The organism is Aminobacterium sp. MB27-C1, assembly GCF_030908405.1.
Lineage (GTDB): Bacteria > Synergistota > Synergistia > Synergistales > Aminobacteriaceae > Aminobacterium.
The window spans coordinates 196,552-223,178 of sequence record NZ_CP133089.1; the positions used below are offsets into that span (position 1 = coordinate 196,552).

The 26,627-nt window shown below is 42.7% G+C and carries 26 protein-coding genes and 1 riboswitch; of the genes, 16 read left to right on the forward strand and 10 right to left on the reverse strand.

Annotated features, from left to right (window positions below):
- Positions 1 to 48: 48 nt before the first annotated feature.
- Genes RBH88_RS00925 through RBH88_RS00935 form a run of 3 tightly spaced genes read right to left on the reverse strand, consistent with a single transcriptional unit; the run spans position 49 to position 2,766 of the window.
- Positions 49 to 1,350 carry a TRAP transporter large permease gene (locus tag RBH88_RS00925; RefSeq protein ID WP_213691326.1) on the reverse strand — a complete coding sequence of 434 codons (1,302 nt, stop codon included), beginning with the start codon at positions 1,348 to 1,350 and terminating at the stop codon, positions 49 to 51.
- Positions 1,350 to 1,952: a TRAP transporter small permease gene (locus RBH88_RS00930; protein WP_213691327.1), complete on the reverse strand. Its 603-nt coding sequence runs from the start codon at positions 1,950 to 1,952 to the stop codon at positions 1,350 to 1,352. The genes RBH88_RS00925 and RBH88_RS00930 overlap by 1 nt, the downstream gene beginning before the upstream one ends.
- Before the next feature lie 19 nt (positions 1,953 to 1,971).
- A complete protein-coding gene (locus RBH88_RS00935; protein ID WP_213691328.1) occupies positions 1,972 to 2,766 on the reverse strand; it encodes an IclR family transcriptional regulator in 795 nt (264 codons plus the stop codon).
- A 168-nt stretch (positions 2,767 to 2,934) separates the two neighbouring features.
- Here RBH88_RS00935 and RBH88_RS00940 point away from each other — a divergent pair, with 168 nt between their 5' ends.
- The 13 genes from RBH88_RS00940 to RBH88_RS01000 all read left to right on the forward strand — a co-directional run bounded on the left by RBH88_RS00940 (position 2,935) and on the right by RBH88_RS01000 (position 16,579).
- On the forward strand, positions 2,935 to 4,074 hold the full coding sequence (locus tag RBH88_RS00940) for a metallophosphoesterase (protein WP_213691329.1): 1,140 nt from the start codon (positions 2,935 to 2,937) through the stop codon (positions 4,072 to 4,074).
- Between the two features lie 250 nt (positions 4,075 to 4,324).
- Positions 4,325 to 5,029, forward strand: a complete 705-nt coding sequence (locus RBH88_RS00945) for an aspartate/glutamate racemase family protein (protein WP_213691330.1) — start codon at positions 4,325 to 4,327, stop codon at positions 5,027 to 5,029.
- Between the two features lie 34 nt (positions 5,030 to 5,063).
- Positions 5,064 to 5,161: riboswitch (THF riboswitch) on the forward strand.
- Between the two features lie 68 nt (positions 5,162 to 5,229).
- Positions 5,230 to 5,757 (forward strand): folate family ECF transporter S component, encoded by a 528-nt coding sequence (locus RBH88_RS00950; RefSeq protein ID WP_213695787.1) that lies wholly within the window; start codon positions 5,230 to 5,232, stop codon positions 5,755 to 5,757.
- Between the two features lie 514 nt (positions 5,758 to 6,271).
- Positions 6,272 to 7,495 (forward strand): ABC transporter substrate-binding protein, encoded by a 1,224-nt coding sequence (locus tag RBH88_RS00955; protein WP_213691332.1) that lies wholly within the window; start codon positions 6,272 to 6,274, stop codon positions 7,493 to 7,495.
- Positions 7,496 to 7,568: 73 nt separating this feature from the next.
- Positions 7,569 to 8,372 (forward strand): ABC transporter ATP-binding protein, encoded by an 804-nt coding sequence (locus RBH88_RS00960; protein ID WP_213695788.1) that lies wholly within the window; start codon positions 7,569 to 7,571, stop codon positions 8,370 to 8,372.
- Positions 8,366 to 9,073 carry an ABC transporter ATP-binding protein gene (locus RBH88_RS00965; protein WP_213691334.1) on the forward strand — a complete coding sequence of 236 codons (708 nt, stop codon included), beginning with the start codon at positions 8,366 to 8,368 and terminating at the stop codon, positions 9,071 to 9,073. Before RBH88_RS00960 ends, RBH88_RS00965 begins: the two co-directional genes overlap by 7 nt.
- Positions 9,074 to 9,076: 3 nt before the next feature.
- On the forward strand, positions 9,077 to 9,979 hold the full coding sequence (locus tag RBH88_RS00970; protein ID WP_213691335.1) for a branched-chain amino acid ABC transporter permease: 903 nt from the start codon (positions 9,077 to 9,079) through the stop codon (positions 9,977 to 9,979).
- 12 nt (positions 9,980 to 9,991) lie between these two features.
- The gene (locus RBH88_RS00975; RefSeq protein WP_307879785.1) at positions 9,992 to 11,035 is read left to right on the forward strand and encodes a branched-chain amino acid ABC transporter permease; all 1,044 of its coding nucleotides are present in this window, start codon (positions 9,992 to 9,994) and stop codon (positions 11,033 to 11,035) included.
- Positions 11,010 to 11,879: an acetamidase/formamidase family protein gene (locus tag RBH88_RS00980; RefSeq protein ID WP_213691337.1), complete on the forward strand. Its 870-nt coding sequence runs from the start codon at positions 11,010 to 11,012 to the stop codon at positions 11,877 to 11,879. The genes RBH88_RS00975 and RBH88_RS00980 overlap by 26 nt, the downstream gene beginning before the upstream one ends.
- A gap of 624 nt (positions 11,880 to 12,503) precedes the next feature.
- Positions 12,504 to 13,235: a DUF5058 family protein gene (locus RBH88_RS00985; RefSeq protein WP_213695789.1), complete on the forward strand. Its 732-nt coding sequence runs from the start codon at positions 12,504 to 12,506 to the stop codon at positions 13,233 to 13,235.
- Positions 13,236 to 13,254: 19 nt separating this feature from the next.
- The gene (locus RBH88_RS00990; protein WP_213690257.1) at positions 13,255 to 13,941 is read left to right on the forward strand and encodes a hypothetical protein; all 687 of its coding nucleotides are present in this window, start codon (positions 13,255 to 13,257) and stop codon (positions 13,939 to 13,941) included.
- 140 nt (positions 13,942 to 14,081) lie between these two features.
- On the forward strand, positions 14,082 to 15,290 hold the full coding sequence (locus RBH88_RS00995) for a M20 family metallopeptidase (protein ID WP_213701853.1): 1,209 nt from the start codon (positions 14,082 to 14,084) through the stop codon (positions 15,288 to 15,290).
- A 98-nt stretch (positions 15,291 to 15,388) separates the two neighbouring features.
- Complete coding sequence (locus tag RBH88_RS01000) at positions 15,389 to 16,579, forward strand: M20 family metallopeptidase (protein WP_213695791.1); 1,191 nt, start codon at positions 15,389 to 15,391, stop codon at positions 16,577 to 16,579.
- A gap of 81 nt (positions 16,580 to 16,660) precedes the next feature.
- On the opposite strand, the gene RBH88_RS01005 is transcribed toward RBH88_RS01000, so the two are convergent.
- The 7 genes from RBH88_RS01005 to RBH88_RS01035 all read right to left on the reverse strand — a co-directional run bounded on the left by RBH88_RS01005 (position 16,661) and on the right by RBH88_RS01035 (position 23,245).
- Complete coding sequence (locus tag RBH88_RS01005; protein ID WP_213701817.1) at positions 16,661 to 18,412, reverse strand: ATP-binding protein; 1,752 nt, start codon at positions 18,410 to 18,412, stop codon at positions 16,661 to 16,663.
- A gap of 3 nt (positions 18,413 to 18,415) precedes the next feature.
- Positions 18,416 to 19,108: a response regulator transcription factor gene (locus tag RBH88_RS01010; RefSeq protein WP_307879786.1), complete on the reverse strand. Its 693-nt coding sequence runs from the start codon at positions 19,106 to 19,108 to the stop codon at positions 18,416 to 18,418.
- Positions 19,105 to 19,800 (reverse strand): phosphate signaling complex protein PhoU, encoded by a 696-nt coding sequence (gene phoU / locus RBH88_RS01015; protein WP_213691951.1) that lies wholly within the window; start codon positions 19,798 to 19,800, stop codon positions 19,105 to 19,107. Before phoU ends, RBH88_RS01010 begins: the two co-directional genes overlap by 4 nt.
- 36 nt (positions 19,801 to 19,836) lie before the next feature.
- On the reverse strand, positions 19,837 to 20,595 hold the full coding sequence (pstB, locus tag RBH88_RS01020; RefSeq protein ID WP_213691950.1) for a phosphate ABC transporter ATP-binding protein PstB: 759 nt from the start codon (positions 20,593 to 20,595) through the stop codon (positions 19,837 to 19,839).
- A 24-nt stretch (positions 20,596 to 20,619) separates the two neighbouring features.
- On the reverse strand, positions 20,620 to 21,471 hold the full coding sequence (gene pstA, locus RBH88_RS01025) for a phosphate ABC transporter permease PstA (RefSeq protein WP_213691949.1): 852 nt from the start codon (positions 21,469 to 21,471) through the stop codon (positions 20,620 to 20,622).
- The gene (gene pstC / locus RBH88_RS01030) at positions 21,468 to 22,337 is read right to left on the reverse strand and encodes a phosphate ABC transporter permease subunit PstC (RefSeq protein WP_213691954.1); all 870 of its coding nucleotides are present in this window, start codon (positions 22,335 to 22,337) and stop codon (positions 21,468 to 21,470) included. Before pstC ends, pstA begins: the two co-directional genes overlap by 4 nt.
- Positions 22,338 to 22,435: 98 nt before the next feature.
- Positions 22,436 to 23,245: a phosphate ABC transporter substrate-binding protein gene (locus RBH88_RS01035; RefSeq protein ID WP_213691948.1), complete on the reverse strand. Its 810-nt coding sequence runs from the start codon at positions 23,243 to 23,245 to the stop codon at positions 22,436 to 22,438.
- A gap of 223 nt (positions 23,246 to 23,468) precedes the next feature.
- Between RBH88_RS01035 and RBH88_RS01040 the strand changes: the two genes are divergently transcribed.
- The 3 genes from RBH88_RS01040 (at position 23,469) to RBH88_RS01050 (ending at position 26,627) form a co-directional block, all read left to right on the forward strand.
- Positions 23,469 to 24,947, forward strand: a complete 1,479-nt coding sequence (locus tag RBH88_RS01040; RefSeq protein ID WP_213701816.1) for a UxaA family hydrolase — start codon at positions 23,469 to 23,471, stop codon at positions 24,945 to 24,947.
- Positions 24,948 to 25,039: 92 nt separating this feature from the next.
- Positions 25,040 to 26,035, forward strand: a complete 996-nt coding sequence (locus RBH88_RS01045; RefSeq protein WP_307880068.1) for a TRAP transporter substrate-binding protein — start codon at positions 25,040 to 25,042, stop codon at positions 26,033 to 26,035.
- 106 nt (positions 26,036 to 26,141) lie between these two features.
- A complete protein-coding gene (locus tag RBH88_RS01050) occupies positions 26,142 to 26,627 on the forward strand; it encodes a TRAP transporter small permease (RefSeq protein WP_213691945.1) in 486 nt (161 codons plus the stop codon).

Here is a 26,627-nt window from a genome sequence, read left to right on the forward strand (position 1 = left end):
GCCGCGTTAGAATCTTTTTATGCCCTATACAGAGAGCAACCACCTCCTTTATTTAATTCCCATAATTAATTTAGGCAGGAACATAGAGAGTTCGGGAAAATATGTTGTAAGGAGAACGATGGGTACAGATCCGAAGATCATGAAAATGAGAGCTGGCTTAATATATTCATCGATGTTGACTCCTCCTATACGACCGCCAAGATAAAGGATGGGAGCTGTTGGAGGCGTAACGTTCCCCAGCCCGAGGTTGGTTCCCAGTATTGCTGCAAAGTGTATAGGATGGACCCCGATTTTCAGCATGAGAGGCATGAGAAGGGGAGCGACGAGCATTGTTCCGCTCAAATCGTCCATAAGCATTCCTATGATGATGAGGAAAATATTGACCATGAACAAAATAACGTATTTATTATCAGAAACACCGAGAAGAAAGTCTGCAATGAGCATGGGGACACGTTGCATTGTATAGAGGCGTCCAAGTATGGTGACGAAGAAGAGCATAAGAATAATAACGCCGCTCGTAGTTGCAGAGGAATGGAGGGCATCACTTAAGATGTTTTTGTTAAGTTCCCTATGGATAAAGAACCCAACGATGATGGCATAAAGAACGGCAACTGCTGCAGATTCGGTAGGTGTTGTAATGCCGCCATATATACCTCCCAATATAATGAAAGGCATGAGTAAACTCCAGAATCCACGTTTCGTTGCTATGAAAATTTCCTGATTGCGTTCTTTTCGTGGAACCTTACCTTTAACTTGCAGATTGGGAAATTTCTTACACATGAAATAGTTGATAATACAGAAAAGGGTCATGGTGAGGATACCCGGAACCACTGTTGATAAGAAGCAAGCAGCTACTGATTGTTGAGTAACCCAGCCATAAAGAATCATGGGGACACTCGGTGGTATAAGTTGCCCAAGAACGGCAGAACAACTGACCATGGCTGTGCTGTATTGTCTTGGATAGCCTAATTCTTCTAATCGCGGAATCATTATTGTTCCAATACAGGCGACAGCGGAGGATGCTGTTCCGGAAATGGCTCCAAATATTGCACAAGCTACGATTGTAGCGGCTCCCATTCCACCTCTGATACGCCCAAGCATTGAATTGGCAAAGTTAGTTAACCTTTCGGCTATTCCAGCAGATCCCATGAGGGCTCCGGCCATTATGAAAAAGGGAATGGAGAGTAACGTTAGCGAATTAAGACCTCTGAATCCCACTGTCATTAAAAAGGAGAAATCGGGGAAAAAGACAAGCCCCATATAAAGAGCTGCAGCCATAAAACAGAAGGGAACAGGAATACCAATAATGATCGTTACTATAAGAATAAGCAGGTCTATTATGATGTGCATTAGTATGTTTCCTCCTTTTCACAGAAATTACTGTCAAGGTTGTTTTCCATAGCAATTTCTTTTTTAAAGGCCTGCCAGTCATAATTTTCGTTAGGGAGACATAGCGGGGGCTTTCCTAATGCACGGCGCGCGAAATCGATGGTTATGATTAAAAAATAAAAACTCATGAGCGATGCGCTGATCAAAAGACTTGCTTGTGCAAAAATCATGGGAATCATTAAGGCAGGAGAGCGTTCCCAGCTTTTAAAAGACCATGAAACATAGTTCCATGCCCAAGATGTCATGATAAATGCGAGAATAGTGACGAGAGTGGATGTAAAAGTTTTGGCCCAGGCAAAAGCGCGAGAATTTTTAATGAGAACGTGAAGCAAATCAGCTTGAATATGGCTTCTTTCTCTTGAACCATTAGCGGCCCCAGTCATATACATCCAGAAGCCGACCAAACAGGCAAGCTCTTCAATTCCCATAATTGGCAGTTTAAAAATATAACGCAATAGAACTTGTGTAATGACGAGGCCGACGAGAACAAGAGATGTTAAAACCATAATGTAACGTTGTATTTTCCCCAAAATAAACCAAATAAAATAAAATACCCCTCTCATTTCTTTCCCACGCCTCCTTTTAAAAAATAAGATTGTCTCCCATATAGCTCAGGTCGAGAGATAAGGACCGGGCGGCAGTACAAATTAAATGGGCAAATCGTTGTTCTTCTTCAGGGTTATTTACATATCGAGCACGTGGATATGCAATACTTATAGAGGCAATAACTTCTCCTCCTGCATTTATTATTGGAGCAGCAACACACGCTAAGCCCTCTTCATATTCGCAGTTGTCATAGGCGTAACCACGTTTCTTTGTTTCGTCGAGGTCTTTTTTAAATAATTTTTGAGAAGTGATTGTCGTGGGAGTAAAACGAACGAATTCAGCGTTTACAAGCAGTTTTTCTTGTTTTTCTTTAGACATAAAAGCCAGAATAGCTTTTCCTAGCCCCGTGCAATAGGCAGGTATTCTCTTGCTTGAACCATACCCTACTCTGATGGCATCGGGGCTTTCAATTTTATCTATGTATATTAAGTGCATTCCAGATAAAACAGCCAGGTTTATGGTTTCTTTTGTTTCGCAGGCTAAATGTTTCAAATATGGTTGTGCCATTCGTCGCACTCCTAACCGTTCGACTTCTCTGTTCCCCATTTCAAAAAGTTTTAATGTGTTAACATAGCCAGCATTACGAGATATTTTTTGTGTATAGCCAAGTTCAGTAAGAGTGTTTAGTAGTCTGGATATAGTGCTTTTATTGAAGTGAAGAGTGGAGTGAATCTGAGAGATGGTTAAAGAGCCCTTTTGATTTAGTAGCTCTAAAATCTGAAAAGCTTTGATGACAGAAAATACAGATTGATTTCTTTTTTCCTTTGTCAATGATTCACCCCCTTTGATATGCAAAAAAGAATTTTGCCATAGTAAACAAAATTCTGTATTGTAGAGATACTATATTATGCAGATAATTGTGTCAATATAAATATTTGTAAAATTCTGCATAATCTCGAGGGCCCATATGTTTTTTGAGTTCCTTTGGGGAGGAGTTCTATGATTCGTCTGTGGCTAGTTGTTGCTCTTTATTTAAGCATTTATGGAGGAATGACCTGGGTTACCCTTTCTTCACTCATTCGTGCTTTTCGTATTCGTGGTTTCGGTTTAATTTCAGCAAGCTTCTTATGGGGAGTGCTTATGGTTTTGTCTCCTTTATTTCTCAGAATATGGGAGGGAGAAGGATACAGTGAGATTCGTCATTGGCTTGCTCTCATTAGTTATGTGTGGATGGGATTTGTCTTTTTTGCCTTCTGTATTTTCCTCTTTTTTTCTGTGCTGCGATTTATTTTTTGGATATTAGGAATAAATCTTAGTGATTTTGCAGGTAGATTCATTTCTTGCATGGTGATATTGATAGCTTTTGTTTGCAGTCTTTTTGCGTATAGACAGGCCCTCACTATTCATCCTCTGCATATGGAAATGGAAACATGGAAATTGCCCTCTGAATGGCCGGTTCTTCGTATTGTCCACATTTCTGATATTCATCTTGGCCTTCTTGTTCGTGAAGAACAGTTGCTTAAAATTGTTGAAGTTATTGAGGAAGCCAATCCTGATCTTGTGGTTTGCACAGGCGATTTTGTAGACGGCATAATGAATGGACGAGAGAAAGAAGTTGAACTTTTTAGTCGTCTGACACCCCCTCTTGGGAAATATGCGGTAACAGGAAATCACGAAGTTTACGCTGGGCTTGACCAGGCAATATCTTTTATTGAGGCGTGTGGTTTTCGTATGCTTCGAAATCAAGCGGTAGATGTAGGGCCCGTCATTTTAGCAGGTATTGATGATCCTGACATAAAAATGGTTGAAGAGATTCTTCCTTTTTCTGAAAGGGATATTCTTTCTGCTCTTCCTTTCGATCGCTTTCGTCTGTTTTTAAAACATCGACCGGTTATTATGCAAGAAACGATGCATCTTTATGATATGCAGCTGTCTGGTCATGTGCATGGAGGGCAAATATGGCCTTTCACACTCATTACGAGAATAGTTTATCCTATGCATGCGGGATTTCATTCTTTGCCTGGAGGGGGCTCCCTTTGGGTTTCCAGTGGTTCAGGAACATGGGGACCTCCAATGCGTTTTTTGACATCGTCTGAAGTTGCCATTATTGATATTTTTCGAAAGAAAGACAAAAAATAATCAGAGGCCCTTGGGGGGTGGGCCTCTGCAAAAAAGGGAGATTTATTAACTTATAGGGCACACACAACAGGAGGATTAAAACTATTGTGTTACTGTGCGACTATATATTACACTGACAGCACCAAAGTACATCCGTTACTTTTACGGTAGTTTCTCTCAGCTAAACTACGTATTTATGGGTTTTGTTCGTGGTTTTCGCAGGTATAATATCCAAAGTTGCTACAAACTTGAAAGATAAGGACGTGACCAAATGAGTTCTTCAAAGAAACCTTCTAAAGTTCTTGGAATCCTTGGCGGGATGGGGCCAGCGGCAACAGCAGAATTCTTGAGGCTTCTTGCAGTTAAAGCACCAGCTGCATGCGACCAGGAACACCCTAAATTATATGTGCTTTCAAATCCTCAAATTCCTGATCGCAGTAGTGCCATTCTTGGGAAGGGGGAAGATCCTACTCCAGTATTGAAAGAAGGATTACGTACCTTAGCTGATTGGGGATCTGATATATTAGCTGTTCCATGTAATACGGCTCATTATTTTATTGACAGATTTCGTCAAGAGTTACCTGTTCCCTTAATACATATAATTGAGGCAACTGTTGGATTGGCAGCAGAAAAAAGTCCTGAAGGAGCCTGGCTTTTGGCAACTAGTGGAACAAAGCAGAGTGGGATGTACGAGCGATATGCTGAGAAAGTTGGTTATCCGTTTCTATTTCCAACAGATGAAGATCAGGCAAAAGTTCAGGAGAGTATTGTTTTGGTAAAGGCGAATCGTTTAAGAGAAGCCGGTACGTTATTGCAAGGAGTTGTAGAGAAGCTGTGGAAGGAGCGAGAGGTTCCTATTGTTGCAGCGTGTACTGAGTTGCCTTTGGCTTACGATGCTTCCGATTTACCAGAAGAAGGTATGGTTTCGAGTTTGGGAGCGCTTACTGAAGCGTGTTTGAGATGCCTTTATAAATAGAACTGATGCTATAATATGCTGAACAAGAAAATAAGGCAGAGTAGGGGCTTTGCGTGAAGTGCTTAAGGATGGGACGTTGCCTTGAGACGAAAAGTTCAAAAGAACTTGCGGTGAAGCTCCGCGTTCGCTGTCACGTCGATAGCAGAAAATAAAATCTCCTATGATGTGGCAGAACTGCCCATATCGTAGGAGGTTTTTTTATGCAAAAGAGTCGTTTTTCTGTGCAGGAAATTGTCTGTTTTTCCCTTCTTATCGCCTTGAATATTGTATTGACGCGAATGGCAAGCATACGAATTCCAATTGCTGGCATCGAAACAATTCGTATAGGTTTTGGCGCTGTACCTGTTATTTTGGCAGGTTACTATTTTGGTGCGAAATCGGGAGGGGTAGTAGGTGCCGTTGGAGATTTTGTCGGATTCTGGATCAATCCCATGGGAGCCTACATGCCTCATTTCACTCTGACAGCTGCTTTGACGGGGATTATTCCAGCTCTTATTTTAAAGATTTTTAAAAGTAGAGGGCAGTATCATTTCTGGCAATTGCTAATTGCTATAGGAATTGGACAGTTTATAACGTCTGTTCTTCTCGTTCCATATTTTTTACACATGCTTTACGGAATACCCTTTCTGACGACGATTCCAGCTCAAATACAGGCACAAGTAATTCAAGTACCTCTTTATGCCATGTTCGTTAGAGGGATCGCGAAACGTCTTACTCTTGCCTTCTAAAGCGTGTACAAACCAAAGTGGTCAGAAGATTAGATATTAAAAACTGACCACTTTTTTCTGCAATGATTTGACAAAACGGAGATCCACTTTATAATCCTCTTATTAATAAATTTAAACTCTTAAAATATATAAAAATAAATTCACATCTGAAAGAGAGGTCTTCCCAATGAGGCACAATGATATAGCGGGTTGCAATGTGTTCCTCCAAAGAAATGAAATACAGTTTCTCGAACGTTTATCCTTTTCAGGTATTACCCTTTCATCAGGTACCACTTCATCAAGTATTTCTTCATGCACGTGCACATCAACATCAACATCAACAATAACTAGATAGTTTCCCCCTTAATCAATTTATTTAGCATTTATCTTTTTCAACAGTTGCATTTATTGTAATTCAATTTAATAGAAGCTTTCGTATTTTGTGCAGAAGCTTGTTCCATAGAGCTTTATACTCCCTGTTTTTATGAGAGGGTGTGTATCGTTGTATATATTATTTTATGGAGGTGCTTTGTCTATGAAGCATTCAAGAGTCTTTCAGTTTATGGTGGTATGTTTTGCTTTTATCTTTTGTTTTATCTGTGTGCCAGAAGCCTTTGCAGAGAATGAATCGATTATCATTGGGTCAATTTGGAGCCAGGTTGGTGTAGCGGCGCCATTAGGTCAGGCGGGTCTTCGTGGAAGCCAACTTGCTGTAAAGTTGGCAAATGAACGTGGTGGCGTAGTCGGGCATAGTGTAGATCTGAAGAATATCGATGGGCAGAGTGACCCTACTGTCATATCAAATGCTTCCATAAGATTGGTTGAAGAAGTTGGGGTAATTGCTGCCTGCGGATTGACTGACGATTCGCTTGTTTCTGCAGCTGGTCCCATTTTTCAAGAGGGTAAAACTGTTTTTCTTGATGGAACGGCGACCACACCCACCATACCTCGAATCGGAGATTTTATTTTTATGACTCCTTTTGGAGATAATTATCAAGGACAGGCTGTTGCTAAATATTGTGTCGATACTCTGGGATGGAAAAAAGTGGCTGTTATCTGGGACAATGCCAGTGCCTACAGCACAGATTTGTCCAATTTTTTTATGGAATCTTTTAAAGCATACGTAGGTGATGAAAAGGCTATAGCCCATCAGGAAATTTACCAGACAGGCGACGTAAATTTTATGGCTCAACTTACCCGTTTAAAGATGAAAGTACAAAAAGAAAAAATTGATGGGATTGTCATTACTCCTCCTTTTCCCCAGGATGGTCCTATCATTGCGAAACAGGCTGATAAGTTAGGAATCAAACTTCCTATCGTTCTTACCGATGGCGCAGATGACCAGTCTGTTATTGAAGTCGGTGGTCCTTCTATAGAAGGCGCCCTTGTTTCTACTCACTTTGCGGCTGAGTATCCCCTTACAGAGAATGCCAAGAAGTTTGTTGAAGCCTATAGAGCTGAATATGACAGTGAACCAGGCGCATTCGAGTGTCTCGGATTCGATGCTGTTCAGATGATGATTGAATCTATTGAAGTAATAGGAAAAGAAAAATGGGATGCTATGTCTCTTGAAGAGCAGCGTGTTGCTTTGAGAGATACCATTCAAAACCATAAGTTTACAACAACCACAATGCCTATTTCCTATCCAGATCCTTCCATGGTGGAGTATCCGCGCGTGCCACTAAAACCTGTTGTCTTTAAAGAGTTTAAGAACGGCCAGCGGGTTTATAAGGGCATACTCTATCCAGAGGAACTGTAAGTTATAAGGGTCCGTAGTGCAGAGGGCGCTTTGTGCGTTCTCTGCACATATTACTACGTTTGGAGCTGATACTATGCTGAAAGTTGATAATTTGACAAAAAGCTTTGGCGGACTCTGTGCTGTTAATAATCTAAGCTTTTCGCTGAATAAAAAAGAGCTTCTGGGCCTCATTGGTCCTAATGGGGCAGGAAAGACGACAGTTTTTAATTTGCTAACTGGTGTTATCAAAGCAACATCAGGGAGTGTTACCTTAGAAGGGAAAAATTTGACGAACAAAGCTCCCCATGTGATTACATCACATGGAATTGTTCGTACCTTTCAAAATTTGAGGCTAATGAAGGGACTTTCTCTTTTAGAAAATATGAAAATAGCCTTTCACGTTTCTCTTGATTATGGTTATAAAGATGCTTTTTTCTTTTCCTCTCGTTATAAGAAAGAGGAGAAAGAAATAGAAGAATCCATATTTCAGACTCTGGCTATGCTTCATATGGAAGACCATGCCTCTATTTCAGTTGATGATTTACCTTATGGCGTTCAAAAAAAGGCCGAGTTGGCCAGGGCTCTTCTCTTTAAACCACAAGTTCTTTTGTTGGACGAACCGGCCGCAGGCTTAAATCCTACGGAAACAGACGAGATTATAGAGATCATACAGTCAATTCACGAGCATTCTCAAATGGGAATCATTATTGTAGAGCACAATATGAAAGTTGTTATGGGAATGAGTGAACGTATTCTTGTCATGAATCAGGGAGCTCTTATTGCAGAGGGAATTCCGTCGGAAATACAAAACAACGAAGAAGTAATTACAGCATACCTCGGACAGAAAGCATGGAAAAAACAGGCTGTTCAGGCTGAAAAGGGGGAAGAGGTATGTTAAAGATCAAAAATGTCGTTGCGGGATATGGGAAAGCGGAAGTGCTTCATGGTATAGAGTTGTATGTTGATGCTGGAGAAGTTGTGGCTCTCGTTGGTCCCAACGGAGCAGGAAAGACGACGACGATTCGTTGTGTTACAGGACAGCTTCCAATAAAGCAAGGCTTGGTAACGTATAAGGAAAAAGATATTTCTCAAATACCGGCGTATCAGATTGTAAATTTGGGGATTTGTTGTTCGCCTGAAGGACGAAACGTTTTTGGAAACCTCTCCGTCTATGAAAATCTAAAAATGGGCGGGTATCTCATACATGGAAAGCAACTCTATAAAGAGCAACTAGAGTGGGTATACAGTCTTTTCCCCAAGCTTTGGGAGAGGCGTGACCAGTTGGCGGAATCTCTTAGTGGAGGAGAACAGCAGATGCTGGCTATCGGTCGGGCTATTATGTCAAAACCAAGTCTGCTGCTTCTTGATGAACCCTCATTAGGACTTGCCCCTGTTGTAGTTGATCAGATTTACGAAAAGATAGAGGAAATAAGTCATGAGGGTGCTTCTATTCTGCTTGTTGAGCAAAATGTTCGTCTTGCCCTTGAAATATCTTCTCGTGCCTATGTGATGGAGAGTGGACAGATACGTCTCTGCGGAAAAAGTTCTGAGCTCGAAAAAGATTCGTATATTGAACAGACCTATTTGGGGGTGAAATAGCCAATGAATGTTCTTTACTTTCTTCAACAGCTAATCAATGGTCTTTCATACGGCAGTATCTTGGCGCTTCTTGCCATTGGCTACACCATGATCTACGGTATTTTAGGGCTCATTAACTTCGCCCACGGAGAAATCTTTATGATTGGTGCTTTTTGTTCATATCTCTTGGTGAGCTTTTCGGGAGCCAGTTTCTGGACAGGGCTTCTTGGGGCTGTTGGTGGATCCGTTCTTATAGGTCTTCTCATTGAAAAGTTGGTTTATGATCCGTGCCTTAAAAAGAACCCTGAAGTTTTAACCGTTTTTATCGCTTCCTTTGGAGCCTCATTAGGGTTACGGAATCTTTTTGTCATGATTTTTGGGGATGGACGGAGGGCTTTCCCGACGCCAGAATATCTTGAAGGAATAATTATTACAGAAAGTGGACTCTTTTTAAATGTTAAGGATCTTCTTATCTTGGCAGTAACGCTTATATTGCTGGTTGTCGTTACCCTCTTTATAAAATACTCCCGAATCGGAACCGCTATGCGTGCTGTTGCCTACGATCCTACTGCTGCTCAGCTCGTTGGCGTCAATAGCAAAACTGTAGTATTACTGGCTTTCATTATAGGTTCTGCCCTGGCTGGTATTTCTGCCGTTTCATATGGTATCAGTTTTGGTATCGTTAATCCGAGCATGGGCTATCTTATCGGCCTAAATGGTTTTATAGCGGCAGTTTTAGGAGGAATCGGAAACGTTCCTGGGGCAGCTATCAGCGGATATATCATTGGTTTGGGAGAGATATTGTTTGTTGCCTTTCTTCCTCCTGCCTGGTCGGCTGTTCGTCCTCTTTTTGTGTGGGCATTGCTTTTTATCATCCTTTTTATAAAACCGTCTGGTCTCTTCCGACCAAACGTGAAAATCCAATAGGAGGCAGACGAGATGAATAAGAAAACATATACTCTTATTGGCTCTCTATTGTGTTTGGCTATTTTGCTTTTTCTGGCTAATACTTTTTTACGAGGGTACTATTTGCGTCTTGTTATCCTTTTTGCTATTACATCAATTGTAGCTTTAGGTGTTAACGTGACAAATGGATATACAAATATCTTTTCTCTAGGTTTTGGCGGAACCATGATGGTTGCTGGTTATGCTACGGCATTGATGACTCTTCCTCCAGCCTATAAAAAGGCAGTGCTTCATTTGCCTCTATGGCTTGAGCAACTTCAGGTCGCCTTCCCTTTGGCCTTAGTTATTGCCGGGTTATTGGCTGTTGTTGCAAGTATCATTTTGCTTCTTCCAGCTTTTAGGCTTGAAGGGCAGTACTTTATATTGGCATCTATGGGAATTAATATAGTGATGGGAAACCTGGCGGAGAACCTTAGGGGAATTACCCATGGAGACATGGGGCTTCGCAATATTCCTGCCTATACGAACATATGGTGGGCGTATGGAATTCTACTGCTCGTCATTTATGCTATTCATAGGCTTGTCCATTCTCGATTCGGCCGAGGACTTATAGCGATTTCTAAAGATCAGCAATTAGCAAGTGTTATGGGAGTTCCAGTTGTTAAATACAAAATCATTTCATTTGCGATAGGAAGCTTTATCACAGGTGTAGGAGCTTCTTTATGGGTTCACTTAGTGTTGACCATGAATCCCAAAGCTTTTAGCCTTGTTTATGTTTTCCAGGTTGTAGCAATGCTTGCTATTGGTGGAATCGGTACTCTTTCAGGTCCACTTATTGGCGCAGCCATACTCACCATTGGAACGGAACTTCTAGCCCCTGTGCAGGAAGGTTTCACTTTTTTAGGGTGTACCGTTCCGCCTATTTTCGGCTTCGTGAATGTATTTATGGCTCTTTTGCTTATTGTTATTATGATATTTAAACCTCGTGGTCTTATGAATGGAAGAGAAATTGGCAGCTTTATATGTTTTTCCAAAAAGGAGGGTAACAGTAATGGTAATTCGAATATCAAGGGATAAAGTTGTTTATGCCATGTCGAATGCTAACGAAGCTGTGGCGTCTGTTAAGGCAGGAAGTCAGGTTGTTTTTGAAACAGAAGATTGTTTCAGCCATAAGATTACCCGACCAGATCAAAAGCTTTCAAGTGATTTTGATTATTCTATTGTCAATCCGGCGACAGGCCCTCTTTGGATTGAAGATGCAGAGCCTGGCGATGTTTTAAAAATTCATATTGATAAAATAACTCTTGATAAACAGGGAGTTGTAGAAGTGTTTCCGGGCTGGGGACCTTTAGGTGGCGATGTAGTTGAGAGTCATACAGAAATTGTTCCGGTCTCTGACAGGAAAGGATTTTTTTGCGGCATGGAATTGCCTCTTCGCCCAATGATTGGAGTTATTGGTGTTGCTCCTGAAAAAGAGGAAATTGCCTGTGGAATTCCTGGTGTGCATGGCGGTAATCTTGATACTATTCAAATGACGGAAGGCGCAACTCTGCGCTTGCCTGTCTTTGTTCCAGGGGCTAAATTGGCCTTGGGAGACCTTCATGCCATTATGGCAGATGGAGAAGTCTGTGGCACAGGAGTGGAAATACGAGGAGAAGTGACTTTGAGCATTGATCTGGAAAAAAGAGTTAACCAGGCAACCCCTGTATTAGAAAATGAAGAGGCTTTCTTTATCTTGGCAAGTGGGGAAACTCTGGAAGTAGCTATTCAGAGGGCTCTCAAAGAAGCAGTTCCCTTTATAATGAAGCTTAAAAATTTATCGTGGGCGCAAGCATATATGTATGCCAGTGTAGCCTGTGATCTTTCTATCAGTCAGGTAGTCAATCCTCTCAAAACAGTAAAAGTAAAAATTTGTAAATAAAAAGGCTAATTAGGTCTCACATCGGCTGTTATGTTTTTGTATGCAAATATGGCTGATGTGAGACTTTTTCAGCATATCCATTGCATTGAGAAAAAAACGTATAGAGAATAATGTTTAAAAAAGCAAAAAATGCACATTTTTTACAAAATATTCATAAATATAATATTCTTGACAGCCTATCCCCCTTTACTTATACTGTTCCCGTCACTGAATGTAGAGCTTAGAAAAATGAGTTTTACACAGTCTATTTTTAATACGGGCGATCGATGAGGTTTGTTTTCCATGTAAAGAGGTTTTTGTTGAGAGAGTTCTATGTGTTAAGAGAGAAGTGCCTCTTCAGAAAGTAGTGCCTCTTAAGCAAGTGTTCCCCAGGCTGTGTTCCCAATTAAAGTCGCTTTTGATCGATATTCCCTAAACTGTGAAGGTTTTGCGCCATGTAAAACCGCAGGTTGTCTATGTTCATGCCTTCGTACTTTAAACGAAGAGAGGATAGTGAGGGGGGTGATTGTCGCCTGATATGTGAATAAAATATCTTGTCATTGCTATTTTGTAACAGATCACACGTAGTATGCGTAATTTTTGATTCATATTTCTTTTCAAACATTATCCTATGGGGGTGTTAGTATGCCGGAAGCAGTACTCCGCGCAGCGAATGACTGGGTCGTATGGGCCATAGCCATCGCAATCGTAGTTATAGTTCTTATTCAGTCTCTTCTGTACATACGCCTTTCTTTTAGTACAGCCGAGAGAATCGGTTTTCCAAAAGAAAAATGTGTTCAGGGCCTTCGTGCTGGTGCCATTTCAGCTATTGGTCCTTCTATTGCCGTTTTTATCGTTATGGTTGGTATGATGTCCGTTGTTGGTGGACCTATCACATGGCTTCGTCTTTCCATTATCGGTGCTGCTCCCACAGAGCTCACCGCTGCAACAGTTGGAGCTGAGGCTCTCGGTGTTAAATTCGGTTCTGCAGATTATGATATTCAGGCCCTGGCTACCTCTTGGTGGACCATGACCATTAATGGAACAGGCTGGCTTCTTGTTACAGCCCTGTTTACACATAAGCTCGAAGGCCTTCGAGAAAAAATCGGCGGTGGAGATGCCAAATGGCTTGCCATCGTTTCTGGTGGAGCCATGCTCGGTTGCTTCGGATTCCTCAATTCCAGAAATATCATGGCTGGATTCAAGGGCCTCCAGGCTGGTACTGTTGGTGGCGGCGGCCCTCTTTATGCAGCCATCGGCGGTCTTCTCGGTATGGTCTTAATGCTTTGCCTTGCCAAGAAGCTGACCTGGCTCAGAGAGTATACTCTCGGAATAGCCATGCTTATCGGAATGGCTGTAGCCGTCATTCTTGTTTAGTTGAAGGAGGGATCTCATTATGGTATCTCACGACGAATTTGAAAATATATGGAAAAAACCAGCAGTTAAAATTGGTTTTATCACTGTTATTATCCCGACATTAATGTGCTTCTTGCCAAATATCTATCTCTATTTACGTTACGGAGCATTTCCACCCGTTTCTGTGGCATTGAAGTCATGGGGCATGATTGCAGCTATCTTCGGCGCTTTTTATGTTGTTGAACCTGTTTCATACTATCCTATTCTCGGTCTGACAGGAACATATATTTCCTTCTTGAGCGGAAATATCGGTAACCTTCGTGTTCCTTGTTCCGCAGTAGCTCAGGAAGTTGTTGGCGTAGAAGCCGGTTCGCCTGAGGCTGAAATAGTTTCTACATTGGGGCTTACCGGTTCTGTTGTTACCAACCTTTTCTTCACAACGTTGGCAGCTATTGCTGGTACAGCTCTTTTGGCTGTCTTCCCCGAACCTATCGCTATCGCCTTTAAACAGTACACTGTAGCCGCTATCTTCGGTGCTGTTTTTGGACAGTTCACCCTGAAATATCCCAAATTGGCAGTTGCTGGAATTGCTATTCCTCTGCTTATTTATATAGTAGCGCCTAAAATTGGTCTCGGTTTTTTGACTCAGACTTGGATTGTTATCGTTGCTTCCGTTTTTGGAACGATAGCAGTAGGCCGTCTTCTCTACAAGAAGGGCCTGCTTTAGGAATTTAAACATCAACCGCAGCGCCGCATCCTTGAAGGATGCAGCGCTGCGATTCTTTCGTTGCCTTTTGTTTGTTACGGTACGTATCATGAGTGTGTGATGCGTCACAATTTACCAACGTATAAAGGGGGTTTTCCCTTATGGAAACCATGAAAGAACAAGCACTCGCGTTGCAGGAACAGATCGTAGCCTGGAGACGGGATCTGCACCAGATGCCAGAGACACAGATGGATACAGTGCAGACCGAGGCCTATATTTGTGCCCGTCTTGACGAAATGGGTATTCCCTATCGCAAGGGTGTAGCCGGTCACGGCGTTGTCGCCGTACTTGAAGGAGCGAAACCTGGCAAGGTTTTCGCCGTCAGAGCCGATTGCGACGGTCTCCCCATTAAAGAAGAGACAGATCTTCCCTTTGCCTCCAAGAATGGTTGCATGCACGCCTGTGGACATGATGTCCACACAGCCATGGCCCTTGGCACAGCCAAGATCCTGGCTGACAATAAAGACAAGCTTGAAGGAACAGTCAAGTTCATCTTCCAGCCTGGCGAAGAGGGATGCAAGGAAGGATACGGCGGAGCCAAACGTATGCTCGACGACGGTGCTCTCGACAATCCACGTCCCGACGTTATCGTCGGCCTTCACACTGGAGCCATCTGGAAAGAAGACTTCAAACCTGGAGATATCGGCTATCATTACAGCGGCATCATGGCCTGCATGGATCGCTTTGACCTCCTCGTGAAGGGGAAGGGCAGCCACGGTGCCTATCCTCACGGATCCATAGATCCTGTCAGCATTGCCTGCCAGATTATCAGCGAACTTCAGACCATTGTCAGCCGTGAGATGAATCCTGTAGAGCCCGCAGTTATCTCCATCGGTGAGATTCATGCAGGAACAGCCTTCAACGTCATCCCCGGCGAGTGCCGTATCAGCGGAACGGTTCGCGCTCTCACCAACGATACCCGTAAATTCCTGGCAACACGTATCGAAGAGATCGCCCGTACAGTCGCTCAGGGCATGCGTGGAGACATCGAGTTCCACTATGGCTGGGAAGGACCAGCTCCAGTCGTCAACAATGCCGAGGTCACAGAGGAGCTTCGCAAGGTGGCCGTAGCCATTCTTGGCGAAGAGCATGTGAAGGAAATCAAGAATCCCTCCATGGGCGGAGAAGATATCGCCTTCTTCCTTGAAGAGGTTCCCGGAACCTTCTTCTTCCACCCCAGCTGCAACGAGGAGAAGGGACAGACCTATCCTCACCACAACTCTCGTTTCGCCGTTGACGAAGACGTATTGTGGATTGGTTCGGCTGTAATGTCCACCATGGCTATGGAGTGGCTGAAGAACCATAAATAAAAAGTGATTACAGGCAGGCTTTACACAGCCTGCCTCTTTTTTATCCGAACTATACTGTATTCTACATTGAAAACTTTGGGAAAGGAGAATACTGTATCATGACAAACATCCAAGACGAAGCGAAAGCGATTTTGTCTGAGATCATAGAGTGGAGGCGCCATATTCATGCCAATCCGGAACTTGGTCTCGAGACCCCCGAGACGGAGGCTTACATTGTACAGGCTCTTGAGGGGATGGGATTTCCTTCCACGTCTATTCGGAAGGGAATCGGAGGGCATGGAGTAGCCGCCCTTCTCGAGGGAGACGAGCCTGGTCCTGTTCTGGCTATTCGAGCCGATTGTGACGCTCTGCCCATCAAGGAAGAGACGGGACTTCCCTTTGCAGCCACCAACGGTTGCATGCACGCCTGTGCTCACGATGTCCATACGGCCATGGCATTGGGGGCGGCACAGCTGCTTATGAAACACCGTCACGAACTGAAGGGAAGCGTGAAGTTCATCTTCCAGCCGGCGGAGGAAAATGTTGTGGGAGCGAAGGCCATGATCGATGATGGCGTGCTTGAGAATCCTAAAGTGGATGCCCTGATCGGTCTTCATTCGGGACTCCTCTGGAAGGGATATGCGGCAGGGGAGATCGGGTATTCACACGGTGGCATGATGGCTTCTGCCGACCGCTTCCTTATTACCCTGAAAGGGAAGGGTGGGCACGGTGCCACACCTCATCTTACAGCAGACCCCATCGTTATGGCTGGGCATCTTATCTGCCGTCTTCAGACGATTCTGAGCCGCGAGGTCAACCCTGTAGACCCAGGTGTTCTTACCATAGGGCGTGTAACTGGCGGATCCGCCTATAACATTATTCCTGGCGAATGCGTTCTTGAGGGAACAGTTCGAGTTCTTGACGTGGAGACGCGGAAGATGATGGAGGAACGTATCCGTGAGCTGGCAGAATCTACGGCCGCCAGCATGCGGGGCGAAGCTGTAGTGGAATATATTCCTGGACCGCCACCTGTCATTAACGACAGTGCCATGACCGATAAACTTCTTGCCACAGTGGCAGAAGTGCTCGGCGAGGAAAAAGCCAAGGAGATTCCCGAACCATCAATGGGAGCCGAGGATGTTGCTTATTTCCTCGAACGTGTTCCTGGAACCTTCTTCTTCCATGCCGGAAGCAATCCTGAAAAGGGACAGACCTATCCTCACCACAATTCGAAGTTTGATATCGATGAAGATACGTTGTGGATAGGGTCAGCTCTTTTTGCACATTTCGCTTTGAACTGGCAGAAATAAGTATTTAAACTAATAAGGCTAGGTATTATAAATAAAAACAAGCAGGAATTCTTTATTTGATTCCTGCTTGTTTTGTATTTCCTATTTTTTCGGAAGAGTGATTTCAAAGATGGTTTGACCGCCATTCGGAGAAATTAAAACGATGTCTCCATCGTGTGCTGTAAAAATTCGTTTCGCTATAGCTAACCCTAATCCATAGCCGCCAGCACCCCATTGTCCCCGAGCTCGATGGCTGTCTCCTCGTCGAAAACGATCGAAAATAGAAGCAGCAGCTTCTTCTGAAATTCCGATGCCATTATCTTCAACTCGAAGAACCCACAGCGCATCTTTTTCTGAAAGGTCGATTCTGATATGACCTCCATGCCCATCTCCATATTTTTCTCGCACATATTTTATTGCGTTATCGAGAATATTTCGTATTGCTCTTGATAAATCTCCGCTTTGCCCCACCATGAGCGCTTTTTCAGGAATCTCTTTTTCTATGAGTATCGATCTCCCTAATGGATGATGTGCATATTCCTCAAGAAGTGTATTTATGATAAGAGATAAATCTAGTTCTTCCTTTTTTTCCTGAGGAAGTTGGCTTTCTAGGCGGGAAAGTAAAAGAAGATCATCAACTAATTGTGTCATTCTTTCCTGTTGCTGAATGATGGATTGCAGATGATTTTGAACCTCTTCGTTTTCTTGAAATTCTTCCTGTAAATATTCAGCTGTAAGACGAATGGTCGTTAAAGGTGTTTGAAATTCATGCCCAGCATCTGCAATAAAATCTCGTCGTGCCTCTTCTAGCCGAACTTCTTCTGTTAAGTCTGTAATGACAAGCAACGGTCCGCTTACTGTTTGGCGTGCATAGAGATTCAGGTGGCGACCTCCTGAGCCAAGCTCGGGCATTTCCACCGTTATTGCATGTTCAATCCCTTCCTTGGATTCCTGAATAAGGGGGTAGATATCACCACAAGTAAGGAAACGTTCTATCGGCTGACCTTCTTCCATCGTTGTTTTGATACCAAGTAAGTTGTGGGCTTCATTATTTGCATACCGTAAACGATTGTCATTATCGAGCAAAATAACACCTACAGGTAGAGAGGAAACAATGCGGGAAAGAGTTGTTCTCTCTATGTTGAGCTCTTCCAGCGCACCTTTCAGACGAGATGACATCGTTTGAAGAGATTCAGAGAGACGTTGAAGCTCAGTATCTGCCATAAGAGGGAAACTTGCTTCTTTCCCTTCGGTAATTGAATGAGCAGCAGAGACAATGCGTTCAAGAGGAGCAAAAAAACGTCGTATAATCCATAGCTCAAGCCCAAAGATAAGAAAGGCCGCGATAATAATGTACGATAGAAAACGAAGACGTACATTCAAGAGAGCTTCTTTCAGGGAATTCAGGGGACGTGCAATACGAATAAAAAGAGGTCCCTCGTCTCCCTCTATTTTGCGCACTACATACACGAGATGAGTTCCCAACGTTTGACTGTACCGAGATATTGTTCCGACGCCCTCTTGGTCAGCTTGTCGAACTTCCGGACGATTTTTATGGTTGTCGAGGGTCTCTGTGTCCGTAGCGCTATCGAGTATTACACGTCCGTTAGTGTTAATAATTGTAACTCGGCTTCCAAGTGTTTCTTGCCATTGTTTAAAATCTCTTTGGAAAACGTTGTATCCATCACTGCGTATTATGTGAGCGACAACGGCAGTCTCTTTCGTAAGTTGATCAGTGGCGTCATCTATGAGCTGTTGTTTCATTATGCCTGATACCAAAAACCAACTGATAGCAAAGGCTGCGATGGTAACGATGGCGAGTACTGCTGTAATTTTTCCCTTTAAGGTGTTCATGCCCTAATCCTCCCAAACGATTCGATATCCTCGGCTGCGCAATGTTTGTATTTCGAGAACAGGACGTTTCTCATCGTCTATTTTTCTTCGAAGCCTAGAAATATGCACGTCTAGTGTGCGCGTGTCACCGCCATAAAGATTCCATATTTTCCCTAAGAGCTCATCTCGACTGACAGTTTTTCCGAAACGTCGAGTGAGCAGTTCAAGAATACGAAATTCTGTAGGGCTTAAATCCAGAGTTTTTTCCCGTAAAGTAACTGACTGACTCTCTAAATCCAAGGCTAACTCTCTATTTGTAATCTGCCGCATTTCTTGACTTGTCTGGTTTCTGCGCAGAAGTACTCCGACCCGTGCAACAAGTTCTGCCAGAGAGAAGGGCTTTTTCATATAATCATCAGCGCCAAGTTCCAGACCTTCAACAACATCCATTTCTCCTCGCCTGGCAGTGAGCATAATTATGGGAATAGTAGCAGTTTCTTTGCTGCTCTTAAGTCGTCGACAGACTTCCCACCCATCCATGCGAGGAAGCATAAGATCAAGAATAATAAGGTCAGGGCGAGAGGCAAAAGCCAAATCTAAGGCTGTATCACCATCAGAGGCGACCAGTGTTTCATATCCGCGTCGTTTGAGAGCTTGAGAAACTATATCTTGAATGCCTTTCTCATCGTCAACGATTAAAATTCTGCTATCATTCACGGTCTATGCTCCTTTGGACGTCTATATGCAGATGCTTTTACAGTCTTTCCTGTAATGATATAGACGACTCTTTCTGCCACGTTTGTAATATGGTCGCCGGCACGTTCCAAAGTTCTTGCTACATTGAGAAGTAGTGTAGCTTGTTCTATTCTTTGAGGTCGTTCCATCATGAGAAGCAGGAGTTCCCGCATGATCTGCTTTTCAAGATCGTCAATAATATCGTCAAGAGGAAAGACCCGATAAGCCATAGCGTCATTTTTGTTTTCTAAAGCTTCAAGACTTTTTTCGAGCATATCAGAAAGAATATCAACCATACGAGGAATATCGATAAGAGGCTTCATAAGCTCTTTATCTGCAACTTCGATGGCTGCTTTGGCAATATTACTTGCATAATCTCCTAATCGTTCGAGATCAACGGCCATGTGCATCAAAGAAGAGACCGTGCGCAGATCTTCTCCGAGAGGCTGAAAACGCGCTGTAAATTGCATACAGGCCATGTCTATATCGGCGGCGAGGTCATCTATGGCGTCATCTCTTTTTATAATTTCTCGTGCCACATCAGCATTTTGGTTTTTTAGAGCCCAGACTGCTCTGGCAAGAGATTCTTCTGACATTTTCCCTAACCGTGTCAACATCCTAATAAGTTCTGTCAATTCAGTTTCAAGTTGTCTTCTGGTATTAATCTGGTTCATCCTTAGTCACTTCCTTCCCTCAAGGGGCTTTCTCGTTTAACCAAATCGTCCAGTAATGTAATCTTCTGTGCGCTTGTCATCTGGAGATGTAAAAAGTTTTGGAGTTTTTCCATATTCAATAAGATCACCCATAAGGAAAAATGCCGTGTAATCTGAGATACGAGCTGCTTGCTGCATATTATGGGTAACAATAATAACAGTGTATCTTTCTTTAAGGGTTCTCACAAGTTCTTCAATCCTGGCTGTAGCCATTGGGTCAAGAGCACTCGTCGGTTCGTCCATAAGCAGAACCTCTGGCTCTGTAGCAATGGCTCTCGCAATACAAAGACGCTGTTGTTGTCCTCCTGAGAGACCCAGCGCTGAAGATTTTAACTTATCTTTTACTTCACTCCAGAGAGCTGCTCCTAAAAGGCTTTTTTCTACAATATCATCAAGCTTTTCTCGTGATTTTATTCCATTGAGGCGAGGTCCATATGCAACATTATCGTATATTGACATAGGAAAAGGGTTAGGTTTTTGAAAGACCATGCCGACTTGGCGGCGTAGTGTAATAACGTCAGTGGATAGGGCATAAATGTCTTTCCCTTCAAGAAAAATTTTTCCTTCGATTTTTGCTCCTGGTATAAAGTCGTTCATTCTGTTAAGGCAACGTATGAAACTGCTCTTTCCACATCCGGAAGGGCCAATAAGAGCTGTTACTGTTTTGCTGAAAATGTCGATGTTGATGTCGTGTAAAACTTGGTTATTGCCATAATATAAGTTAAGATTTGAAACGACAAGTTGTGGTTTTGTCATCTATACCTACTCCTTGCTTGCAATTTAGCGTCCGCTTTGTCTTAAACGGGCGCGCATTATAACTCCAATGGCACTTATTCCAAGAACAAAAGCCAGAAGTACGAGTACTGTTCCATATTGTATAGGCCGTGTGAGTGTAATGTTCGTACCTTCTGTAGCGAGTACCATAATATGATAGGGCAAGGCCATAACTTCATCGAAAAGGCTTGTCGCAACACTTGGAGTGAAATAGGCTGCTCCGGTAAAAATGATAGGAGCCGTCTCTCCAGCTACCCGTCCGATGCTTAAAATCCCTCCTGTAATGATGGTGGAAGAAGCAGAAGGAAGAACAACTTTCCAGATAGTTTGCCATTTGGATGCTCCAAGAGCATAGGAGGCGTCTCTATAATCTTGAGGCACAGCGAGAAAAGCCTGCTCCGAAGCGGTTACTATAAGGGGCAAAGCCAGACAGCCTAATGTGAGGCCAGCTGAGAGCAGAGAAGAACCAAATCGTAGCAATATAACGAAAAGGGATAGACCGAAAAGGCCAAAAACGACAGAAGGCACGCCGGCAAGAGATCGTATTGCCAGGCGTAGAAGCGAAGTAAAACGTCCTCTCTTCGAATATTCCGCTAAATATAGACCTGTAGCAATTCCAACAGGAAGAGCAAAGAACATAGAGACAAGAACAAGTTGCAATGTGCCTATAAGAGGGGTGCTGATTCCTCCACGAGTCATATTATCCCTGGGAGATTCTGTTAAGAAACTCCACGAAAGAACCTGATATCCGTTAACGAATATATATGTAATAATCGCCAGGAGCAAAAAAACAATAAGCCCTGTTGCGCTCCATAGCAGGATCGTCATAAGTTGGTCTAAAGCCTTGCGTTTGGTCATGATGATTTCACCTTCCTTTTACTTTCAATCCAGCTTGAAAGAAGGTTTATTCCGAGTGTAATGAGTAAAAGTATCAGTCCTGCGAAGAAAAGCGCATGATAATGAGTGGATCCTACCGGGGTTTCTCCCATTTCGGCTGCAATAGTAGAGGTCAAGGGACGAACGGGGTCAAAAAGAGAGATAGGGATAAGTGCTGCTCCTCCCGCAGCCATGAGGACGACCATCGTTTCTCCCATTCCGCGCATAATTCCGAGTAAGCAGGCAGAAAGAATGCCTGGAAGAGCTGCGGGAAAGACGACTTTGCTGATTGTTTCCCAGCGAGTAGCTCCCAGAGCGAATGACGCGTTACGTATCTCTCGTGGTACTGCTGAAAGAGCTTCTTCTGCAAGGGATCCGACGATAGGAATGATTAAAAAACCCAATAGTATTGATGCGTTTAAGAGATTGAGACCTGAGAGAATAGCAAAACGGCTTTGAAGCCAAGGGGCAATAACGACCATGCCAAGAAATCCAAGAATAATCGAAGGGAGGAAGCCCAGAAGTTCCAGAATCGGTTTTAATATATTTTTCATTTTTTGAGAAGCTATTTCTGAAATAAAAATAGCAATGAACAAACTTATTGGAAGGGCTATGAGTGATGAAAGAAGAGTTACTGCTACGGAGCCGGCAATAAGGGGCAACATCCCCAGTGCTGGTGGCGTTTCTGTAGGATACCAGTCTGTTCCAGCCACTATTGATGATAATGTTGTTTCTTTCAACACGGGAAGTCCTTCCTTTATAAGAAAAAGAAGGATAAACAGCATAACAAAGATGCCGACAGATGAAATTGACATAATAATGATAGCTGGTGTTCGTTCTTTTTTCATAGGCATCACAAATCCTTTTTTGAGAATATATTCTCTTGAGAATCAGGCAAGAATTCGCCTGCCGGGAACAGGCGAATTCTTGTTGTGCTTATTTATGATTAACGAAGAGGCACAAAACCTGCTTCTCCGACTATTTTTTGTCCGTCATCGCTAAGAACGAAATTGATAAAGTTTAGGGGCTCCCCTGTCGGCCACCCTCTGGTGAACATGTACAGATAGCGAGATACAGGATATGTTCCATTTAGTGCATTTGCTTTATTACCTTCAATTCCCTCTACTTTGATAGGTTTAACGGAGTCGTTCATATATCCTAAACCGATATATCCAATAGCATTCTCATTTTTAGCGACAGTTTGTACCATAGCTCCGTTGGATGCGACGACGAGTGCTCGTTTGTCCACTCGTTCTTTGTGAAGAATTTTTTCTTCCCACGTTTCATATGTTCCAGAGCTCGTATCTCTGCTAACAACTGCTATTGGTTTGTTGGGGCCGCCGACTTCTTTCCAGTTTTTGATTTTGCCCATATAGATTTTTTTGAGTTGTTCTATAGAAAGGTCTTGAACAGGATTTGATGTATGAACTACAGGAATAAGTGCATCCATCGCTACAGCGAAGGGAACAGGATAAGCACCATTCTCAACAGCTGCTTTGACTTCTGTGTCTTTTATGAATCTTGAAGAATCAGCTATATCTGTTGTTCCATCAATTATAGCTTTAATACCATTACCGCTTCCACCACCAGAGACAGTAATGGCTACTTCTGGGTGCGCTGTCATATACTTTTCAGCTGCGGATTGAGCAATGGGAAGAACTGTTGTGGAACCTTTGATAACAAGTTCTGCGGCTAAGGCTGCACCACTTACGGCTAAAACAGCAACAAGTGCTGCACCGGCTATTAATTTCTTCATCTCTTAAAGACCTCCTCGTATGTCTTTTTTCTTTTTGTTACGTTGAGACATAGTATAAGGACCTTATGTAACGAACGTGTCTCGCATTTGTAACAATAATGTTAAGAACATAGGTGTCTTTTTGCCTTTTTCCCCTTGATTTTTAACCATAAGCATGTCTTAATAGCATATAAGGTTCACATGACGGCTAGTTGGTCCTCAATGCGGAACGAGGTGTTTGGGAATGGGGTCTTTTCAAGGTTTAAAGTTAGGAATTAATGATACGATTTCGGTTACAACACATGAACTTCATAAAGGTGATTCACTCTTCATAAACGATAGTTTATCCATTCAGATTCAAAAAACTATTCCAGCGGGACATAAAGTAGCGTTAAAAAAAATAGAATTGGGCGAGAACGTTATAAAATACGGTCATTCTATTGGTATAGCCACAAAAAACATTGAGAGCGGAGATTGGGTCCACACCCATAATCTTTCTACGGCTCTCGAAGTTGAATGGTCTTCACGATGGCATTATGTTCCCCCTCAGATCACTCCTCCTTTTCAGACAAAAAATTTTATGGGATATCGACGTTCTACAGGTCGCGTTGGAATTCGAAATGAATTATGGGTTATTCCTACAGTAAGTTGTATCAACGATGTTTTACGAAATCTTATTCCTCAGTACGAAGCTCCTCAATGGGTTGATAGAGTCAGAGTTTTAGCTCATCCATATGGTTGTTCTCAACTTGGTGATGATTTTGAATATACGTTACGTGCCCTTTCTGGCCTGGCTTTTAATGGGAATGCTGCTGGAGTTTTAGTTGTAGGTATGGGATGTGAAAATTTACAGATTTCTTATATGAAAGATCGTCTTTCTAATCATCCTAACGTTGAATATACCGTTTTGCAAGAAGAAACAGATGATCAAGAAGCTCTTTTTTCACGTCTTGATTTGTTAGCAGAGAGAAGTCAGGTTTTGAGGCAGGAATGCCCTCTTTCAGATCTCGTGGTAGGCGTGAAATGTGGAGGTAGTGATGCCTTTTCGAGCATTACAGCCAATCCTCTCGTTGGGCTTTTCTCTGATTATCTTACATCTTGGGGTGGAACTCTTCTTGCTACAGAAATTCCTGAAATGTTTGGAGCAGAGGATATCCTTACTTCTCGTATAGAAGATGAAAGTGTTTATCTGCGTTTCGTAGAAATGATCAATTGGTTTAAAGAATATTTTACGTCTTATCATCAGCCGGTTTATGAAAATCCTTCACCTGGTAACAAAGAAGGCGGAATTACAACTTTGGAGGAAAAATCTTTGGGTGCAGTCGAAAAAACTGGGTCAGGTCTCATTTCAGATGTTTTAGGATATGGAGAACAATATAAACGTCCAGGTGTAAATATTGTTTTTAGCCCCGGTAATGATCCCGTTTCTGTTACATCTCTTGCTGCCAGCGGAGCTGTTTTAACTCTCTTCACAACGGGACGGGGTACGCCATACAGTTCTGCTGTTCCGTCGATAAAAATTGCTACGAATACAGCTCTTTACAACAAGAAGAAAAATTGGATGGATTTTAATGCAGGTCGTCTTCTTGAAGGGGAGGAGTGGCAACCTTTACTTGGAGAGTTAATTGATATGGTTATTAATGTTTCAAATGGCCGACCAACCTGTAATGAACATTTGAATATAGGAGAAATCGGTCTTTTTAAGCACGGAGTGATTTTATAAAAAGAGGAAGGGGGTTCTATTCTTTATTAGGGGAATAACGCAGTAGGGTAGGCTTTTGTACACTATTTTTAAGGAGGATGTTTTTCGTGAAGATGATGAAATTCGTTCGTACTATGATTCTTACAGCATTAGTGATGGTCATGTGTTCCTCCATGGCTTTTGCCGCAACCACATTGAAAATAGCGAATTATTTTCCTGTGGATCATCCAGCCAATAAAGTACTTGCTGAAGTCTTTAAGCCTATGGTTGAAGCTAAAACCAATGGCTCTTTGCAGGTTCAGGTTTTCCCAAACAATCAGCTTGGTGCTGAGCAGGAGTTTGTAGAGGGAGTACAGCTCGGAACTATTGAAATGGCTCTTACAGGAAATCTTTGGGAAAATACTGTAGATCTTTTTAAGCTGCTTCAGCTTCCCTATATGTTTAATAGCTACGAACATGCAGACGCTGTCTTTAACGGCCCCATCGGAGAAAAAATTTATGAAAGCCTTAAGCCCCTCGGTGTAAAAATACTTGGTGCTTTCCCGAGAGGATTCAGAGTGATTTCTAATAACAAAAAGCCCATTAATTCCATCGAAGATTGTAAGGGCATCAAAATCAGAGTTTGGCAGGGTGAAGTTATTATTAAATTAATGCAGGGTTTTGGATTCAGCACTGTCGTTATGCCTATGAGTGAGGTCTTCACTGCTTTGCAGCAGGGTGTTGTTCATGGACAGGATAACCCTCTCATGACCTCCTATTATGCAGGTTGGTACGACGTTCAGAAATATGTTGCTATGACAAATCACATTTTTGGTTTCCAGTATTTTGTAATTAACCAGAAAGTTTGGGATAAGCTCTCTGCAGAAGAGCAGGCTGCCGTTAATGAAGCAACAAAAGCTTCTATCGCAGAGATCACAAAACTGACAAAAGCTGAAGAAAAGGATGTTTTACAGAAAACTATAGATAAAGGCCTCGAAGTAACATATCCTGACCTGAAGCCTTTTGTGGAAAGTGCACAGCCTATTATCGACAGTTATGTTAAGAGTTGCCCAGAAGCAGCTCCCTTCATTGAGCAGATTCGAGAGGTAGGCAAACAGTTCGAAAAATAAGATGTAAATAAACGTCACTTTTCCCGGCAGAAAATAGGTGAGTTGCATATCTTTTCTGCCGGAATTTTCTATTAGGGAGAATATGGCGAGAGGAGCTCGTTTTTATATGAAGAGTGTTATAAATGCCCTGTATCGCTTAATGTATCGCTTCGCAGATGGTATGGCGATCTTCATGCTTGGGGTCATGGTTTTTTCTGTTTTTACAAATGTCATTTTTCGCTTTTTTTATATGGCCTTCCCATGGGTGGATGAGGTGAGCCGTTTTGCTTTTGTATGGATGTCTTTCATGGCTATAGTTTCTGGACTCCGCATAGGTCTTCATCCTGCTTTTGATGTTCTTGTCACAAATACGCATGGTGTTGCGGGAAAGATTTTGCGAACGGCTATATCTGTTTGTATTGTTGTTTTCCTTGGCTTCTTGTTAAAGGGTGGAATTGATTATATTTCAAGAATCTACGTTCAGAAGACGTCTATTCTTGTTATTTCCGTAGCGTGGCAGTATTCTGCTGTTCCCATTGCAACAGTGATGATGCTTTTAGAAATGGTTCGTCAGATTATGCGTATTTGGACTTCGAAAGTGGAGGAAGCCTGA

What these genes read in the sequence shown, in the direction of transcription:
- RBH88_RS01035 (WP_213691948.1), bottom strand. Translation starts at nt 23,245, where the DNA reads ATGAAGAAATTAATAGCCGGTGCAGCACTTGTTGCTGTTTTAGCCGTA.
- RBH88_RS01045 (WP_307880068.1), top strand. Translation starts at nt 25,040, where the DNA reads ATGATGAAATTCGTTCGTACTATGATTCTTACAGCATTAGTGATGGTC.
- RBH88_RS00960 (WP_213695788.1), top strand. Translation starts at nt 7,569, where the DNA reads ATGCTGAAAGTTGATAATTTGACAAAAAGCTTTGGCGGACTCTGTGCT.
- RBH88_RS00940 (WP_213691329.1), top strand. Translation starts at nt 2,935, where the DNA reads ATGATTCGTCTGTGGCTAGTTGTTGCTCTTTATTTAAGCATTTATGGA.
- RBH88_RS00955 (WP_213691332.1), top strand. Translation starts at nt 6,272, where the DNA reads ATGAAGCATTCAAGAGTCTTTCAGTTTATGGTGGTATGTTTTGCTTTT.
- pstC (WP_213691954.1), bottom strand. Translation starts at nt 22,337, where the DNA reads ATGAAAAAAGAACGAACACCAGCTATCATTATTATGTCAATTTCATCT.
- RBH88_RS01050 (WP_213691945.1), top strand. Translation starts at nt 26,142, where the DNA reads ATGAAGAGTGTTATAAATGCCCTGTATCGCTTAATGTATCGCTTCGCA.
- RBH88_RS00965 (WP_213691334.1), top strand. Translation starts at nt 8,366, where the DNA reads ATGTTAAAGATCAAAAATGTCGTTGCGGGATATGGGAAAGCGGAAGTG.
- RBH88_RS00925 (WP_213691326.1), bottom strand. Translation starts at nt 1,350, where the DNA reads ATGCACATCATAATAGACCTGCTTATTCTTATAGTAACGATCATTATT.
- pstA (WP_213691949.1), bottom strand. Translation starts at nt 21,471, where the DNA reads ATGACCAAACGCAAGGCTTTAGACCAACTTATGACGATCCTGCTATGG.
- RBH88_RS00980 (WP_213691337.1), top strand. Translation starts at nt 11,010, where the DNA reads ATGGTAATTCGAATATCAAGGGATAAAGTTGTTTATGCCATGTCGAAT.
- RBH88_RS00975 (WP_307879785.1), top strand. Translation starts at nt 9,992, where the DNA reads ATGAATAAGAAAACATATACTCTTATTGGCTCTCTATTGTGTTTGGCT.
- RBH88_RS00990 (WP_213690257.1), top strand. Translation starts at nt 13,255, where the DNA reads ATGGTATCTCACGACGAATTTGAAAATATATGGAAAAAACCAGCAGTT.
- RBH88_RS01040 (WP_213701816.1), top strand. Translation starts at nt 23,469, where the DNA reads ATGGGGTCTTTTCAAGGTTTAAAGTTAGGAATTAATGATACGATTTCG.
- RBH88_RS00945 (WP_213691330.1), top strand. Translation starts at nt 4,325, where the DNA reads ATGAGTTCTTCAAAGAAACCTTCTAAAGTTCTTGGAATCCTTGGCGGG.
- RBH88_RS00995 (WP_213701853.1), top strand. Translation starts at nt 14,082, where the DNA reads ATGGAAACCATGAAAGAACAAGCACTCGCGTTGCAGGAACAGATCGTA.
- RBH88_RS01000 (WP_213695791.1), top strand. Translation starts at nt 15,389, where the DNA reads ATGACAAACATCCAAGACGAAGCGAAAGCGATTTTGTCTGAGATCATA.
- RBH88_RS00970 (WP_213691335.1), top strand. Translation starts at nt 9,077, where the DNA reads ATGAATGTTCTTTACTTTCTTCAACAGCTAATCAATGGTCTTTCATAC.
- RBH88_RS00930 (WP_213691327.1), bottom strand. Translation starts at nt 1,952, where the DNA reads ATGAGAGGGGTATTTTATTTTATTTGGTTTATTTTGGGGAAAATACAA.
- RBH88_RS01005 (WP_213701817.1), bottom strand. Translation starts at nt 18,412, where the DNA reads ATGAACACCTTAAAGGGAAAAATTACAGCAGTACTCGCCATCGTTACC.
- phoU (WP_213691951.1), bottom strand. Translation starts at nt 19,800, where the DNA reads ATGAACCAGATTAATACCAGAAGACAACTTGAAACTGAATTGACAGAA.
- RBH88_RS00985 (WP_213695789.1), top strand. Translation starts at nt 12,504, where the DNA reads ATGCCGGAAGCAGTACTCCGCGCAGCGAATGACTGGGTCGTATGGGCC.
- RBH88_RS00950 (WP_213695787.1), top strand. Translation starts at nt 5,230, where the DNA reads ATGCAAAAGAGTCGTTTTTCTGTGCAGGAAATTGTCTGTTTTTCCCTT.
- pstB (WP_213691950.1), bottom strand. Translation starts at nt 20,595, where the DNA reads ATGACAAAACCACAACTTGTCGTTTCAAATCTTAACTTATATTATGGC.